This is a genomic window from Streptomyces sp. HSS9-12, assembly GCF_054963655.1.
This window is the reverse complement of the sequence record NZ_JBUEGC010000029.1, coordinates 72795-88258: the sequence shown is the minus strand read 5'-3', so window position 1 is coordinate 88258 and position 15464 is coordinate 72795. Positions and strand designations below refer to the sequence as shown.

Sequence of the window (15464 nt, the reverse complement as noted above, 5' to 3'; positions counted from 1 at the left end):
CCCCTCGCCCTCCCGTCGCCCACCGCCACCCTCAACCGTCTGCGCTGCGCGCAGGCCCCCCTCGATCAGGTACGCCGTGGTGGTCTTGCCGGAGGTGCCGGTGATCCCGATCTGCAGCAGGTCGTGGCCCGGCTCACCGTAGATCGCGGCGGCCAGGGCGCCCATCCGGCCGCGCGGGTTGTCCACGACGAGTACGGGCAGGCCGGTGGCCGCGGCGCGGTCGGCGCCGGACGGGTCGGTCAGGATCGCGGCGGCCCCGAGGTCGGCGGCCTGGGCGGCGAAGTCGGCGCCGTGGACGCGGGCGCCGGGCAGTGCCGCGTACACGTCACCGGGACGTACGGCGCGCGAGTCGTGGGTGATGCCCGTCACAGCGGCGTCGGCGGAGGTCGTTGTGGTGCCCAGCTGATCGGCCAGCGTCGCGAGCGGTGTCGGGCGGACCTGGACCGGTCGGGGAGCTCCCGGGTACGTCACGGAAACATCCTTGGGGGTGGTTCGGGACTGATCAGCATGGGGCACGGCGTGAGCGTACCCGGCGTACCGGGTGCGCTGCGAAGCCAGGGCCGAACCGGGCAGTGGTTCCCGGGATGAGACGTGATGGTCGTCACGGCTGTCCCTCACTGACCGGGTTGGAAGGAGACCGGCAGCCGTACGGCCTTCGCCCCCGTCGGCGGGACCTGGAGCGTCTTCAGCGTGAACTCCATGACCCGCTTGAAGACGGGCCCGCAGACCTGGCCGCCGAAGTAACTGCCCCGCGTCGGGTTCTGCACGGCGCAGTAGACGGTGATCCGCGGCTGGTCGGCGGGGGCGAAGCCGGCGAATGAGGCGGTGTAGCCCCGGTAGCGGCCGGTGTCGGGGTCGACCCGGTTGGAGGTCCCGGTCTTGCCGGCGACGCGGTAGCCGGGGATACGGGCCTTGGCGCCGGTCCCCTGCTCGTCGTCGACGACCGACTCCAGCATGGTGGCGAGGGTCCTCGCGGTCTCCTCCCTGACCACGCGGGTCTGCTCGGGCTTCGGCGCGGGGACGTAGCGGCCGTCGGGGCCCCGGGTGCCGCGCACCAGGGACGGCGCGATGCGCAGCCCGCCGTTGGCGATGGTCGAGTAGACGGACGCGGCCTGGACGGCGTTGAGGGAGAGCCCCTGGCCGAAGGGGATCGTGTACTGCTGGGAGGCGCTCCAGTCCTGCGGCTTGGCCAGGATGCCCTGGGTCTCGCCGGGGAAGCCCAGCCCGGTCGGCTTCCCGATCCCGAACTTGCGCAGATACGAGTGCAGGACCTGGTTGACCTGCTTGCGGGTGTGGCCCAGCTGCTCCACCGCCAGGATCGTGCCGATGTTGCTGGACTTGGCGAGCACGCCGTTGAGCGTCAGGGACCAGGTGCCGTGGTCGATGTCGTCGGCGAAGAGCCGGTCGGCGCGCTGCAGCCGGTTCGGGACCGTGACATGGGTGCCGGGAAGGGCCGCACCCTCGTCCAGGACCGCCGCCATGGACATCACCTTGCTGGTGCTGCCCGGCTCGTACGCGTCCTGGAGCGCGGCGTTGCCGAGGGAGGCGCCGTCGGCCGTGGAGATGTCGTTGGGGTCAAAGCTGGGCGCGTTGGCCATGGCCAGGATCTCGCCGCTCCGGGTGTCCTGGACCACCACGTAGCCGCGGTCCGCCGCCGATGCCGCGACCTGCTCGCTGATCGCCTTCTGGGCGGCCCACTGGATGTCACGGTCGATGGTCAGCTCGACGTCGGAGCCGGGTACGGCCGGCTGCTCCTGGGTTCCGGCTGTGGGTACCTGACGGCCGCCGGACTGGGCGTACGTGATCCTGCCGTCCTTGCCCGCGAGCTGCTTGTCCAGCTTCGCCTCGAGGCCTCCCCCGCCCCTGCCGGCGGCATTGACGAAGCCCAGTACCCCGGCGGCGAGCTCCTTGTTCGGGTAGACCCGCTTGCTGTGTGGCTCCTGGAAGACCCCGGCGAGCACATTGGCGCCGTCGCCCTTGGCCGCCTTGCCGGCGAACGCGTCCTTGAGGTCCTTGATCTGGTTCCACACCTGCGGGGTCTGGCGGCGGGCCAGCAGAACGTAGCGGGTGTCGGACCGGGAGAGCTTTTCGGCCAGCTCCTTGGTGTCCTTGCCGAGGATCGGCGCGAGGAGCGCGGCGGCCTGCTCGGGGGCGTCCTTGACCTTGGTCTGCTCAGGGGTGAAGCGGAAGGGGTCCGCGGTGATGTCGTACGCGTCCACGGTGCCCGCGAGTTCCGCCCCGGTACGGTCCGTGATGGAGCCGCGCTCGGCCGCCAGGTCATGGGTGACGTAGCGGTTGACGTCGGCCTTGGCGGCGTACGCGCCGGCGTCCACGGCCTGCACTTGCAGCAGGCGCAGTACGAAGGCGCACATGATCAGGGTGAGCGCGAGGCTGACCAGGCGCAGCCGGGGGCGGTGGCTGCCGAGCCGGATCTGCTGGGGCCCGCGGGCCGGGGGGTGCGCGGGCCGGGGGGCCGGGCGTGGGCGCCCGGAAGCGGCCCGCGGTCTCGCGGGCCGGGGTACGGGGCAGCGTGGCGGCTGCTGGGGCGGGGGCATGGCGTCACCTGGCCTGGGCCGGGGAGGGCACTCCGCGAACTGTGCCGTCCGGGCTGAGAAACACTGGGCTGCCGCCGGGTACGAGTCCGAGCCGGCGGGCCCGGCGCTCGAGCGACTCCGGGTCGGAGTACGCGTCCACCTCCTGCTGCAGGGCCTGCTGTCGGTCCGTCAGCTCGGTGGTCTCCTTCTTCAACTTGCTCAGCTCGAACGACCCTTGGTTGAGGGAGGCGTTGAGCAGCAGCAGGGAGATCAGCCCACTGCCGAGGAGCAGCACCACGAGCAGGACGAAAGGCGTGCGGGCGGCCGTACTCGACCCGGCCGGCACCAGCCGTGCCAGCCGCGCCGCCCTGCCGCGAGGGGCCCGCTTCACGCGGTGCCCTCGGGCACGTCCTCCCGGATGCGCTGCGCACCGCGCAGGCGGGCCGGGGCGGCGCGCCGGTTCTCGGCGACCTCCTGGGCGGTCGGCAGCTCGGCACCGCGCGTGAGGAGCTTCAGCCGCGGCTGGTAGCGCTCGGGGACGACCGGCAGGCCGGGCGGGGCGGTGCTCGCCGCTCCGGCCGCGAAGACCTGCTTGACCAGCCGGTCCTCCAGGGAGTGATAGGAGAGGACGACGATCCGGCCGCCGACGGCGAGGGTCGACACAGCGGCCGGAATGGCCCGCTCCAGGACGGGGAGTTCGCGGTTGACCTCGATGCGCAGCGCCTGGAAGGTGCGCTTGGCGGGGTTGCCTCCGGTGCGCTTGGCGGCCTGCGGAAGGGCCTCGCGGATCAGCTCAACCAGCCGTGCGCTGTTGCTGAACGGCTCCTTCGCGCGCTCCCGGACGATGGCGTCCACGATCTTGCGGGCGAACTTCTCCTCGCCGTAGGAGCGCAGGATGCGCACCAGCTCGCCGGGCGGATAGGTGTTGAGGACTTCGGCGGCGCTGATGCCGGTCGTCTGGTCCATCCGCATGTCGAGCGGGGCGTCCTGGGCGTAGGCGAAGCCGCGCCCGGCCTCGTCGAGCTGCATCGAGGAGACGCCGAGGTCGAAGAGGATGCCCTGGACGCTCGGGATGCCCAGGCGCTCGAGCACCTCGGGGAGCTCGTCGTAGACGGCGTGTACGAGCGTCGCGCGGTCGCCGTAGGGCGCGAGCCGCTCACCGGCGAGCTTCAGCGCCTCGGGGTCCCGGTCGAGAGCGACCAGCCGGGCGGAGGGGAAGGCACGCAGCAGGGCGTCACTGTGTCCGCCAAGGCCGAGGGTGCAGTCCACGACGACCGCATCGGGCCGCTCCGCCAGAGCCGGCGCCAGCATGTCCAGGCACCGCTGGAGCATCACCGGGACATGCCGGGCCTCCCCCTCCCGGCTGCCACCGCCCTTGTTCGGAACCTCCCCCGGACTCGTCCCCCGGACCTCGTCCGGGTGGTGCCCCCAGGGGGTGCCCCGATCACGCCCTTGCATGTGCGCCCTCTCAGGTACCGGCGGACGGCTGCCGCACGTACCGCCTGGTCCCCGCCCGCTCTGAAGGGGAAGCGGTCTTCTGGCGCCGGGGAAGGGACGTCAGCCGACCGGGGAGCGGGAGGAGGCCGCGCCGTACGTACGCGCCGCGCACGCGGGGGGTTTCACGTTCCGAGGGGAGCGTCGCGCCTCCCACTTCGCGTCACTTTAGTCCACTCGTCCCCCCGGTCAACCAAGGGGCCTGCGTGCCACGGGACCGGGGCCTCACCCGTATGGCCGGGTGGGGCGCCATCTGTGGGTTACCTCACAACCAGCCGGATTGGACGGCTTTGGCCGGTCCTCACCAGGAGCGATGACCGCGGGTGACAGCTACCGTCGAAGCATGTCGACCTCAGCGCACCGTACAGCGCAGTCCACCGATCGGGCCCGCCGCGACGATTCCGTCATCGACCGGCTTGTCGAGGCCAACCGGGAGTACGCCGCCCAATTCACCGACCCGGGCATGGACGCCCGGCCGGTGCTGCAGGTCGCCGTGGTCGCCTGCATGGACGCCCGGCTCGACCTGCACGCCGCGCTCGGCCTGAAGCTCGGCGACTGCCACACCATCCGCAACGCGGGCGGCGTGGTGACCGATGACACCATCCGTTCGCTGACGATCAGCCAGCGGGCACTGGGCACCCGCAGCGTCATACTGATCCATCACACCGGGTGCGGTCTGGAGAGCCTGACCGAGGACTTCCGGCACGAGCTGGAGATGGAGGTCGGACAGCGGCCGTCGTGGGCGGTGGAGGCCTTCCGCGACGTCGACCAGGATGTCCGGCAGTCGATGCAGCGGGTGCGCACCTCGCCGTTCCTGCCGCACACCGACGACGTCCGCGGCTTTGTCTTCGATGTGCACACGGGCCTGTTGCGCGAGATCGACCCGCAGCACTGAATCACCCGGAACCCTGACATAGCCACCCTGCTTGCCCACAGTTATCCACAGCCAAGTGACGGGGCGTGGCGTGGGCGGCAAGAATGCGTGATGTGGCATCGTCCCGCGGACGCCGGGTGCGATGCTCGCATATCGGGGTGGGCCGGGTCCGTCGAGCGGGCATCGGCCCGGAGGACGGGCCGAGGAGGGCCGGGTGACGACCTATGACGATCGAGCGAGCCTTACGGATCTGACCACCACGGCGGAGCGCATCCGCCGGTCGGTGGAGAGCGTGATCGAGGGCAAGCCGGAGGTCGTACGGATCGCGCTGACCGTCCTGCTGGCCGAGGGGCATCTGCTCATCGAGGACGTGCCGGGTGTCGGCAAGACCATGCTCGCCAAGGCGTTGGCGCGCTCGATCGACTGCTCCGTGCGGCGTATCCAGTTCACTCCCGACCTGCTGCCCTCGGACGTCACCGGGGTCAGCGTCTTCGACCAGCAGCGGAAGGACTTCGAGTTCAAGCCCGGGGCGGTCTTCGCGCAGATCGTGATCGGTGACGAGATCAACCGCGCCTCGCCGAAGACCCAGTCGGCGCTGCTGGAGTCGATGGAGGAGCGGCAGGTCACGGTGGACGGGCAGACCTATGAACTACCCAGCCCCTTCATGGTGGTGGCCACCCAGAACCCGGTGGAGATGGAGGGCACGTACCCGCTGCCCGAGGCGCAGCGCGACCGCTTCATGGCCCGGGTGTCCATCGGCTATCCAAGCGCGGCGGCCGAGTTGCGGATGCTGGACGTTCACGGCGGCGCCTCGCCGCTGGACGATCTGCAGCCGGTGGCGCACGCCCACGAGATCGTCAAGCTGGTCGACGCGGTCCGTACGGTCCATGTCGCCAACCCGGTACGGCGCTACGCGGTGGATCTGGTGGCGGCCACGCGTACGCATCCGGAGCTGCGGCTGGGCGCCTCCCCGCGCGCCACGCTGCATCTGCTGCGGGCGGCGAAGGCTTCGGCGGCCATCAGCGGCCGCGATTACGCGCTGCCCGACGATGTCCAGACGCTGGCCGTGGCCGTGCTGGCGCACCGGCTGCTGCCCACCGCGCAGGCGCAGTTGAACCGGCGCACCGCCGAGCAGGTTGTCACCGAGATCCTGCAGCGCACACCCGTTGCCGACGCGTACGGTCCCGGCGCCAGGGGGCTGTGATGTCCGCGGGCGACGCCGGTCGCGGCGCGCTGTCCCCGCCCGGGCGCACCGTGGGGGCGCTCAACGTGCCGGCGCGCGGCGCCGGTGCGGGCCAGGGCTCCGCACAAGGAAGGTCCGCGGTGGAACCGGCGCGAGGCGCGGGCGGGGAGGCCCGGGAGAAGGGCGGGGTGCGGGCCGCGCTCAGCGGGCTGACCACCCGCGGCCGGTCCTTTCTCGCCGCGGGCATCGCGGCAGGGGCGTGCGCGTATGTCCTGGGGCAGCCGGATCTGCTGCGGGTGGGCCTGCTGCTGGCCGTGCTGCCGCTGGTGTGTGTGGCCGTGCTGGTGCGGACCCGGTACCGGGTGGCCGGCAGCCGGCGGCTGTCCCCGGCGCGTGTGCCCGCCGCCTCCGAAGCGCGGGTGCATCTGCGGGTCGACAATGTCTCCCGGCTGCCGACCGGTCTGCTGATGCTGCAGGACCGGGTTCCGTACGTCCTGGGGCCCCGCCCCCGCTTCATCCTGGACCGCCTGGAGCCGGGCGGGCGGCGCGAGGTGGCCTACCGGGTCCGTTCGGACCTGCGCGGCCGCTACCCCCTGGGGCCGCTGCAGCTGCGGCTGACGGATCCGTTCGGGATGTGCGAGCTGACCCGAGCCTTCAGCTCTTTCGACACCCTCACCGTGGTGCCGCGGGTGGAGCCGCTGCCCGCGGTGGCCTTCTCGGGCGAGGCGGTGGGGTACGGGGACGGGCGGCACCGCTCCCCCGCGCTGGCCGGTGAGGATGATGTGATCCCGCGGGGCTACCGACACGGGGACGACCTGCGCCGGGTGCACTGGCGGTCCACCGCGCGCTATGGCGAGCTGATGGTGCGCCGCGAGGAGCAGCCGCAGCGTGCGGGCTGCACAGTGCTGCTCGACACCCGGCGGTGCGCCCACCAGGGCGCGGGACCCGACTCGGCCTTCGAGTGGGCTGTCTCGGGCGCCGCGTCGGCGTCGATGCATCTGCTGGAGCGGGGCTTCTCGGTGCGGCTGCTCACCGACACCGGCACCTCGGTGCCGGGCACGGAGGGGGCCGGAGGGCTCAGTGGGGACTCCTCCGACGCGGCGGGGCTGCTGCTGGAGACCCTTGCGCTGGTGGACCGCTCCGCCGGGACGAGTCTGTCCGCGGCGTACGACGTGCTGCGTGCCGGCCGGGAGGGCCTGCTGGTGGCGTTCCTCGGCAGTCTCGACGAGGAGCAGACGGCCCTGATGGCCCGGATGCGACAGCGGTGTTCCGCCGCGGTGGCGTTCGTACCGGACCCGGCCGCCTGGTCCCGGGACGGCGGCGGGGGTGGGCTGCCGTTCGGGGAGCAGTTGCGGGTGCTGCGGGAGGCGGGCTGGACGGTGCTGCCGGTCACGCCGGGTGCCCGGCTGGCCGACCTGTGGCGGCAGGCCGACCGCCAGCCGGCTCCCGTGGCCGACCGCCTGGCCGGCGCACCGGCGGGTCCGGGTCCCGGACCGCACGCCGGCCCGCAGGAGGAGAGGCGATGAGCGGTCAGGGACGGCTCGCCATGCGCTCGGTGCCGGCCACGCTGATGGCGGCGTGCGCGCTGCTGCCACTGGTCGACTCGCCCGCGTGGATCATGCAGGCGGCCGTCCTGCTGGCGATCGTGTCCGGGGTGGGGGCGCTCACGCGCAGGGTGCCGCTGGCGCGGCCGCTCACGGTGGCGGCGCAGGCCTTCGTGGCGCTGGTGCTCCTGACGCTGGCTTTCACGCGCGACCAGGCGCTCGGCGGGATCCTGCCGGGGCCCGCCGCGTTCGGGGAGTTCGGCCAGTTGCTGGCCGAGGGTGCCGAGGACGTCGGTCAGTACGCGATCCCGGCGCCCGTCACCTCCGGCATCCGGCTGATGATCATCGGCGGCGTACTGCTGATCGGCCTGCTGGTGGACACGCTCGCGGTGACCTACCGCACGGCCGCTCCCGCGGGGCTGCCACTGCTCGCGCTGTACTCGGTCGCTGCCGGACTGGCCCATGGCGGCGCCGGCTGGCTGTGGTTCCTGCTCGCCGCGAGCGGCTATCTGCTGCTGCTCCTCGCCGAGGGGCGAGACCGGCTGACCCAGTGGGGGCGGGTGTTCTCCCCCGGCCCCGGCGGGGCGGGGGCGCTTCCGGCTCCACCGGCCCCGAGCAGGCTCGGCGCTGGGCTCGAGGGTGCGGGCAGGCCGCCGATGACGGTGCGGACCGGCCGTCGGATCGGGGCGGCAGCGCTGGGCTTCGCCCTGGTCGTGCCCGTGGTCCTGCCGTCCCTGGACGGCGGGCTGCTGGACCGGCGGGGCGGCGGCTCGGGCACCGGTCCCGGAGGCGGGACGATCTCCGCCGTCAACCCCCTGGTATCGCTGCAGAACAGCCTCAACCAGCCCGCGGACCGGGAGGTTCTGAGGTACCGGACCAGCGCGCAGCGCACCCAGGACATGTACCTGCGGATAGTCGCGCTCGACCGGTTCGACGGCACCTCGTGGAAACCCTCCGAGCGCCGGGTCAGCGATGTGCCGTCGGCGCTCCCGGCGCCGCCGGGCCTGGCGCCCCAGGTGCGGACGACGCCGGTATCCACCAGGGTGGCCACGGCCGAGTGGTACGCGCAGAATTGGCTGCCGCTGCCGTACCCGGCCTCCCGGGTGATGATCGACGGGCGCTGGCGGTTCGAGCCCGAGGGCCGCACGCTCGTCGGCGACCGCGGGCAGACCACCCGCGGCGTGCGCTATGTGGTGTCGAGCTTGGAGGTACGGCCCACGGCCGAACAGCTCGCCTCCGCGGGGGCGCCGCCCACGGGGCTGCTGCGGGAGTACACGCAGGTGCCGGATGCGCTGCCGGCCGTGGTGGCTCGTACGGCTCGGCAGGTGACCGCCGGTGCCCCGGACGCGTACGAGCAGGCCGTCAGGCTCCAGAACTGGTTCGCCACCGAGGGCGGCTTCACCTACGACACTCAAGTGGAGGCCGGCAGCGGTGCGGCTGCCATCGCCCGGTTCCTGCAACAGAAACAAGGGTTCTGCGTCCACTTCGCTTTTTCGATGGCGGCGATGGCGCGGACGCTGGGCATCCCGGCCCGGGTGGCGGTGGGCTTCACCCCCGGCACCGCGCAGACCGATGGTTCGATGTCGGTCGGCCTCAAGGACGCCCACGCCTGGCCGGAGTTGTACTTCGAGGGCGTCGGCTGGACCCGCTTCGAGCCCACGCCCACCCGTGGCACCGTGCCCGACTACACGGTCGACAACCAGCGGATCAGCGGCGGAGACAGCCCCGGCGTGGCACGGCCGACCACCCCGGCGGAGCCCTCGGACGCACCATCGGCTTCGGACACCTGCAGCCGCGATGCCAAAAAGCTGGGTGACTGCGGTCCAACGCCCCAGCAGGCGGGCGGCGGAGCCGGTGACCGCGGGCTGCCGGTGTGGCTGCTCACGACGGGGCAGGTGCTGCTGGCCCTCGCGCTGATCGTCGGGCTGCTCCTGCTGCCGGTGCTGTGGCGGGTGCTGATCCGACGGCGGCGGCTCGGGCTCTCGGGCCCAGGGGCGACCGGCGCCCTGGGACAGACCGCGGGCGTACAGCCGGAGTCCTCGGGAAGCGCTGCTGCCGACATCGCCGGCCGGACCCTTGGAGCTTGGCGGGAGCTTGTCGACTCCGGATGGGACTACGGCATCCTGCCCGACGACTCGCAGACGCCGCGGCAGGCGGCGGAACGGATCGTCAGCAGCGCTCGGCTGGATCCGGCAGCGGCGGAGTCGGCGCGCCGGGTGGCCACAGCGGTCGAGCAGGTCCTCTACGCGCCGCGGCCGCGTCCGATGGCAGGGATGGCAGCCGATGTGGCGCGAGTGCGGGCCGGGCTGCACAGCACGGCCGGCCCCGGCACGCGGCTGCGGGCACTGCTCGCCCCGCGCTCCATGGCGCGCGTGGTGTGGGCGGCCTCCCGGTGGTGGTCGGCGCATGTCGTCCGGTGGCGCGTGGAGCGCTGGACCGCCGCACTGAGGCAGGGGCCCAGCCGGCAGCGCGGCTGAGACGGCGCTGGGGTTGTGGGGCGGCCACCGTACGGTGGCCGCCCCACAACCCCAGCGGTGAAGATGTTCCGAGAGGTCAGTGCCCCTGTTCGTCCCGGCGACGCTGCCAGCGTTCCTCGATGCGCGTCATCATCGACCGGCGCTGACGGGCCTGACGGCGGTGCGGTCCGCCCGGGATGCCTCCGCCGGCCGCCTGCTCGCCAGGCTTGGGCGCCTTGCGCCACCCGGTGACCGCGAGGACGGCACACCCCAGCATGACGAGGAAACCCACCACGCTGATCCAGATCTGCTGAGCGACCATTCCGGCCATGAGGAGCGCGATGCCCACCAGAAAACCCGCGACCGCCCGGTAGACCCGTCGCCGGGTGTACGTACGCAGCCCGCTTCCCTCAAGCGCTGTCGCGAACTTGGGATCTTCGGCGTACAGCGCTCGCTCCATTTGCTCGAGCATTCGCTGCTCGTGCTCCGAGAGCGGCACGGAGTCCTCCTACTCGTCGGTCGCGGGACGACCGGGGGTGCGACCCTTTCAGGATAGGCAGGGATTCGCCCCCGTGAAACCCGCCCCTCTGCGCCAATTCGCCATTCCGGACCGCCACGGCGGCGGCTCGGGTGGTGTGGGACGTGCATTCCCCCACCGCCCGCCCGTCATGCCGGACGCTGTTCCCCGATCATACGGGGCTGCGCGGCTGATCGGGTGGGCTCCGTTCGACTACCTGCGCCGATCTCGTACCCGCGCCGATCCAGGTCAGCCGGACTCCCGCTCACCGAGCACATGGAGCTGGGTGGCAACGGAGTGGAAGGCCGGAAGTTCGGCCGCGGCGGCCTCGAGCTTGAGCAGCGCATCCACGGCTCCCGGCTCGGTGTCGACCAGGGCGCCGGGCACTAGGTCGGAGAAGACGCGGACGCCGTGCACCGAGGCGATGGCCAGGCCCGTGGCGGAGACCAGATCGGAGAGCTGGTCGGCGGTGAACCGGCGGGGCACGGGGTCGCCCTCGCCCCACCGGCCGTCCGGGTCGGTGAGCGCCTGCCGCGCCTCGGTGAAGTGCCCGGCGAGCGCGCGGGCGAGCACGGCGCCGCCCAGCCCGGCGGCGAGCAGGCTGAGCGTTCCGCTCGGACGCAGCGCGTCGACGGCGTTGCGCACGCCCTCGGCGGGGTCGTCCACGTACTCCAGCACGCCATGGCACAGAACGACGTCGTAGCCGCCGCGCTCGACCACGTCGAACAGGCCGTGGGCGTCGCCCTGGACACCGCGCACCCGGTCGGCGACCCCGGCCTCGGCGGCCCTGCGCTCCAGCGCGAACAGCGCGTTGGGGCTGGGGTCGACGACGGTGACGCGGTGGCCGAGCCGGGCGGCCGGCACCGCGAAGTTGCCGGTGCCGCCGCCGGTGTCGAGGATGTCCAGCTGGTCCCGGCCGGCGGTCTTCACCCGGCGCTCCAGGGCGTCCTGGAGCACCTCCCAGACCACTGCGGTACGGAGAGCGGCGCGGGGGCGCATCGGGTCGGACACAGCGGGGGGCTCCTCGGCGCGGGGCCGCCGCGGGCGGCGGAAGACGAACGTATGCAGCATCTCCCACCCTATTGCCTACCGAGGCCCGCCCGTGTCCAGCCTTCCCCGGCAGCTCCGCGCCGCGGCAGCCGGCGCCGACCAGCGCCCGCGCCGGGTCAGCCCGCGTCCGGCTGAGCGACCGCGCGCGGTTGGGGCAGCGCCGGCTGCAGCGCCAGCAGCCGTTCGACGATGCGCAGGAACATCCCCGCGTCCCGTATCAGGTCGTCGGCGTCGCGCCGGCTGGCCGCGTCCCGTATCCCCGCCTCGGCCCGGGCCCGGCGCTCGGCGCCCGAGGCGAACAGCATGCTCCACTCGGCCAGTTCGGGCGCGACCTCCGGGAGCACCTCCCAGGCGCTGCGGATGCGCCTTCTGCGGCGCGCCGTGGGCTCGGGCCGGCCGCGGACCGCCAGTACGGCGGCGGCGGTACGCAGCGCGGCCAGGTGCGCTGTGGCGAAGCGCTCGTTGGGGATCTCGAGCGCCGCGGCCTCGTTCAGCCCGTGGCGGGCCTGGGCGAGCAGCCCGAGGGCCTCGGGCGAGGCGGTGGTCCGGCGTACGACGGGGTGCACATCGCTCGCGGGACCGGTCAACGAAGGGGCAGGGCCGGTGGTACGGCGTCGGCGCGCAGCGGCAGACGTCGCCATGACGAACCTCCTGTCGTCGCGGACGGCTCAAGGCCGTATGACGACATCGTGGGGCACACCACTGACAATCGGCTCTGACCAGCGGTTTCCCCGCAATCTTCGGCCGCGCACAACAGCCCCCGCACCCCCGACTTGAGACCGCCGGATCCGATGCGCCATACTTTTTGCACTGACCAGTCAGTTCAAATTGGGGAGGGTTCGTGGACAGCACCCCGCACGGGGCAGCGGTCACGGCCGTGGGATTCGGCGTCAAAGGCCCCCGGGGCTGGGCGTTCCGCGACATCGACATCGACGCCGAACCCGGCGCGCTCATAGCCGTGGAGGGCCCCTCGGGCTCGGGCCGCACCTGCCTGCTGCTGGCGCTCACCGGCCGGATGCGCGCCACCGCCGGGCACGCCGAGATCGCCGGACACCGTCTGCCGAAGAAGAGCGCAGCCGTGCGGCGGATCAGCACGCTGGGCCCGGTGGCGGGCGTATCGGAACTGGATCCGGCCCTGACCGTGGCCGAGCACCTGCGCGAACGGGCGCTGCTCCAGCGCCGGTTCAGCGGCTCGGTGCGCGACCTGTTCCGGCCCCGGCGCGAGCGCGCCGCCGCGAGCCGCCGCCGTATCGACACCGCCCTGGCGACCGCCGGCCTGGACCTGGCGGCGCTGCCCAAGGGCGAGCGCACGGCCGTACGGGATCTGGAGCGGCTGGAGGGGCTGCGGCTGTCGGTGGCGCTCGCGCTCATCGCGCAGCCCCGGCTGCTGGCCGTGGACGACGCCGATCTGAAGCTCTCGGACGCCGAACGCGAGCAGGCCTGGGCCATGCTGCGGCGGGTGGCGGATGGCGGGACGACCGTCCTCGCCGTGTGCAGCCAGGCACCGGACGGCGCCGTGGTGGTCTCCAGCGCGCCCCGCCCGCAGCCCGCGGGCACAGGCGACGCCCAGGGAGGCGAGACGCCGGCGAGCGACGCACCGGCGGACGACAACGACGCGAACGACAACGACGCGAACGACAACGACTCGGACGACACCGAGGACAACGGAAACGAGGAGGGGGCGTCGCATGCGCTCGCCAAGGCTGGCCGCGCTTGAGCTGAAGCGCTTCGGCAGAGGGAAGCTCCCGCGGGCAGCGCTCGCCGCCCTCCTGCTGCTGCCCCTGCTGTACGGCGCGCTCTACCTGTGGTCCTTCTGGGACCCCTACGGGCGACTGGACAAGATCCCGGTCGCCCTGGTCAACGCCGACAAGGGCGCCACCGCGAAGGGGCAGCGCATCACCGCCGGCGACGACATCGTCAAGGGCCTGCACCGCAGCAAGACCTTCGAGTGGCACGACGTCAGCACCGACGAGGCCCGCAGCGGCATCGAGGACGGCAGGTACTACCTCTCGCTCACCGTGCCGGCCAACTTCAGCAAGCGGATCGCCTCCAGTTCCGGGGACAGCCCGCAGACGAGCGCCCTCCAGGTGCGCACCAACGACGCGAACAACTACGTCGTCAGCCAGATCTCCCGGACCGTGTTCTCCGAGGTCCGGTCGGCTGCCTCAACCGGCACCGCCCGCTCCTTCCTCGACAAGATCTTCGTGTCCTTCTCGGACATCCACGGGGCGACGGAGAAGGCCGCCAAGGGCGCAGACGACCTCACAGGCGGTATCGGCAAGGCGAAGAAGGGCGCGGGCGACCTCGCCGACGGCCTGGTCCAGGCCAAGAACGGCAGCCTTGCCCTGAAGAACGGTGTCACCCGGCTCGACACCGGCGCCGGCAAGCTCGAGCGAGGCGCACGCCAGGTCGCGGACGGTACGCAGCAGCTCGCCGACACGGTGAACGCCATGGCCGACAAGGTCCGGCCGTTCTTCCGGGACCACGGCGGGCAGATCGCCGACGCCGCCCGGGACGTCGCGGAGGCGAGCAGGAGGCTCAGGAACGAGGTCGACGAACTGCCGGACAAGGCCGCCGCGGCCGCCCGGGACACGCGTGCCGCCTCCGACGCCCTGGCGCGGATCCACCAGGTGCGCTGCGGCAGCGCGATCGAGCTCGATCCCTCCTGCTCCGACCTGAAGAAGGCCGTGGACGCGGCCGACACCGCGGCGGATGCCGCCGAGGACTTCAACAACCTGGTCCAGGACCACAACAACACCGACGAACTCCGCTCCCACCTGGACCGGCTGAACCATATGGCCCTCGACCTCGCCGACCGGGCACCGCACTTCGGCGCCGACCTCGACGCCGCGGTCGCGAAGATCAACGCCCTCAACAGGGGCGCGCACCAGGTCGCGAAGGGCACGACGACCCTGCACACGGGCCTGGGCACCGCCAGGGAGGGCGTCCAGGACCTGGACAGCGGTCTGGGAAGGCTGTCGTCCGGCGCCAACACGCTCACCGGCGGCATGTTCAGACTCGTCGACGGCTCGGGCAAGCTGGCCGGCGGCCTGCACGACGGCGCACAGCAGATCCCCGATTACAACAAGCACGACCGGGACGAGCGCACCAAGGTGATGGCGGACCCGGTACAGCTCGCCTCGCGCGCGATGCACAAGGCGCCGAACTACGGCACCGGATTCGCGCCGTACTTCATTCCGCTGTCGCTGTGGGTCGGCGCGATGGTCGCCTACATGCTCATCCAGCCGCTCAACCGCCGCGCGCTGGCGGCGGGCGCCTCCGCTTGGCGGATCGCGCTGGCGGGCTGGCTGCCGGTCGTCGCGATCGGCGTGCTGCAGACGGTGGCCCTGATGGCCGTACTGCACTGGGCCATCGGGCTGGAGATGGCCCGGGCGGCCGGCACCATCGGCTTCCTGCTGCTGGTCGCCGCCTGCTTCGCGGCCATCGTGCAGTGGCTCAACGCCCGCTTCGGGCCGGCTGGCCGCATCCTGGTGCTCGCGCTGCTGATGCTGCAGCTGACGTCGGCGGGCGGTACGTACCCGGTGCAGACCAGCCCCGGCTTCTTCAACGCCATCCACCCGTTCCTGCCGATGAGTTACATCGTCCAGGGGCTGCGCCGACTCATCACCGGCGGCGGTCTGGAGCCGGTGTGGCAGGGCTGTGCGGTGCTGACCGCGTACACGCTGGGCGCGCTGGCGCTCACCGCGTGGTCGGCCCGGCGCAAGCAGGTGTGGACGCTGGACCGGCTGCACCCGGAGCTGAGCCTGTGATCCGTTCCGTGCCCCGGGCGCGGAGCGGTCCGGGGACAATCA

General features: G+C 72.6%; 12 protein-coding genes and 1 pseudogene. 6 read left to right on the top strand and 7 right to left on the bottom strand.

The window, feature by feature from the left end; all coding sequences use genetic code 11:
• The 4 genes and pseudogenes from ACY34J_RS17350 to rsmH all read right to left on the bottom strand — a co-directional run.
• Positions 1-605: pseudogene (locus ACY34J_RS17350) on the bottom strand (Mur ligase domain-containing protein); the annotation flags it as partial.
• A 9-nt stretch (positions 606-614) separates the two neighbouring features.
• The gene (locus ACY34J_RS17345; protein WP_462727340.1) at positions 615-2555 is read right to left on the bottom strand and encodes a peptidoglycan D,D-transpeptidase FtsI family protein; all 1941 of its coding nucleotides are present in this window, start codon (positions 2553-2555) and stop codon (positions 615-617) included.
• A gap of 4 nt (positions 2556-2559) precedes the next feature.
• Positions 2560-2925, bottom strand: coding sequence for a cell division protein FtsL (gene ftsL / locus ACY34J_RS17340; RefSeq protein WP_462727341.1), 366 nt, complete (start codon positions 2923-2925; stop codon positions 2560-2562).
• The gene (gene rsmH, locus ACY34J_RS17335; protein WP_462727342.1) at positions 2922-3992 is read right to left on the bottom strand and encodes a 16S rRNA (cytosine(1402)-N(4))-methyltransferase RsmH; all 1071 of its coding nucleotides are present in this window, start codon (positions 3990-3992) and stop codon (positions 2922-2924) included. Before rsmH ends, ftsL begins: the two co-directional genes overlap by 4 nt.
• A 379-nt stretch (positions 3993-4371) precedes the next feature.
• On the opposite strand from rsmH, the gene ACY34J_RS17330 reads away from it, so the two are divergent.
• The 4 genes from ACY34J_RS17330 to ACY34J_RS17315 all read left to right on the top strand — a co-directional run bounded on the left by ACY34J_RS17330 (position 4372) and on the right by ACY34J_RS17315 (position 10106).
• Positions 4372-4923, top strand: coding sequence for a beta-class carbonic anhydrase (locus ACY34J_RS17330; protein ID WP_462727343.1), 552 nt, complete (start codon positions 4372-4374; stop codon positions 4921-4923).
• Positions 4924-5116: 193 nt separating this feature from the next.
• Positions 5117-6106, top strand: a complete 990-nt coding sequence (locus tag ACY34J_RS17325; RefSeq protein ID WP_462727344.1) for an AAA family ATPase — start codon at positions 5117-5119, stop codon at positions 6104-6106.
• A gap of 119 nt (positions 6107-6225) precedes the next feature.
• Positions 6226-7611 (top strand): DUF58 domain-containing protein, encoded by a 1386-nt coding sequence (locus tag ACY34J_RS17320; RefSeq protein ID WP_462727345.1) that lies wholly within the window; start codon positions 6226-6228, stop codon positions 7609-7611.
• Entirely contained in the window at positions 7608-10106 is a 2499-nt protein-coding gene (locus ACY34J_RS17315) for a transglutaminase TgpA family protein (protein ID WP_462727346.1), read from the top strand. Before ACY34J_RS17320 ends, ACY34J_RS17315 begins: the two co-directional genes overlap by 4 nt.
• A 76-nt stretch (positions 10107-10182) precedes the next feature.
• On the opposite strand, the gene ACY34J_RS17310 is transcribed toward ACY34J_RS17315, so the two are convergent.
• From ACY34J_RS17310 to ACY34J_RS17300, 3 genes are all read right to left on the bottom strand, one after another.
• Positions 10183-10584: a DUF3040 domain-containing protein gene (locus tag ACY34J_RS17310; protein WP_462727347.1), complete on the bottom strand. Its 402-nt coding sequence runs from the start codon at positions 10582-10584 to the stop codon at positions 10183-10185.
• Positions 10585-10851: 267 nt separating this feature from the next.
• On the bottom strand, positions 10852-11613 hold the full coding sequence (locus ACY34J_RS17305; protein ID WP_462727348.1) for a methyltransferase: 762 nt from the start codon (positions 11611-11613) through the stop codon (positions 10852-10854).
• A gap of 155 nt (positions 11614-11768) precedes the next feature.
• Positions 11769-12293 (bottom strand): SAV_6107 family HEPN domain-containing protein, encoded by a 525-nt coding sequence (locus ACY34J_RS17300; protein WP_462727349.1) that lies wholly within the window; start codon positions 12291-12293, stop codon positions 11769-11771.
• Between the two features lie 200 nt (positions 12294-12493).
• On the opposite strand from ACY34J_RS17300, the gene ACY34J_RS17295 reads away from it, so the two are divergent.
• Together ACY34J_RS17295 and ACY34J_RS17290 are read left to right on the top strand one after the other, a co-directional pair.
• On the top strand, positions 12494-13369 hold the full coding sequence (locus ACY34J_RS17295) for an ATP-binding cassette domain-containing protein (RefSeq protein WP_462727350.1): 876 nt from the start codon (positions 12494-12496) through the stop codon (positions 13367-13369).
• The gene (locus ACY34J_RS17290) at positions 13341-15422 is read left to right on the top strand and encodes a YhgE/Pip family protein (RefSeq protein ID WP_462727351.1); all 2082 of its coding nucleotides are present in this window, start codon (positions 13341-13343) and stop codon (positions 15420-15422) included. Before ACY34J_RS17295 ends, ACY34J_RS17290 begins: the two co-directional genes overlap by 29 nt.
• Positions 15423-15464: the final 42 nt, after the last annotated feature.

Bases quoted from the DNA above. Each gene is read 5' to 3' on its own strand.
- ACY34J_RS17345 (WP_462727340.1), bottom strand. From the start codon at position 2,555: ATGCCCCCGCCCCAGCAGCCGCCACGCTGCCCCGTACCCCGGCCCGCG.
- rsmH (WP_462727342.1), bottom strand. From the start codon at position 3,992: ATGCAAGGGCGTGATCGGGGCACCCCCTGGGGGCACCACCCGGACGAG.
- ACY34J_RS17330 (WP_462727343.1), top strand. From the start codon at position 4,372: ATGTCGACCTCAGCGCACCGTACAGCGCAGTCCACCGATCGGGCCCGC.
- ACY34J_RS17315 (WP_462727346.1), top strand. From the start codon at position 7,608: ATGAGCGGTCAGGGACGGCTCGCCATGCGCTCGGTGCCGGCCACGCTG.
- ACY34J_RS17300 (WP_462727349.1), bottom strand. From the start codon at position 12,293: ATGGCGACGTCTGCCGCTGCGCGCCGACGCCGTACCACCGGCCCTGCC.
- ACY34J_RS17290 (WP_462727351.1), top strand. From the start codon at position 13,341: ATGCGCTCGCCAAGGCTGGCCGCGCTTGAGCTGAAGCGCTTCGGCAGA.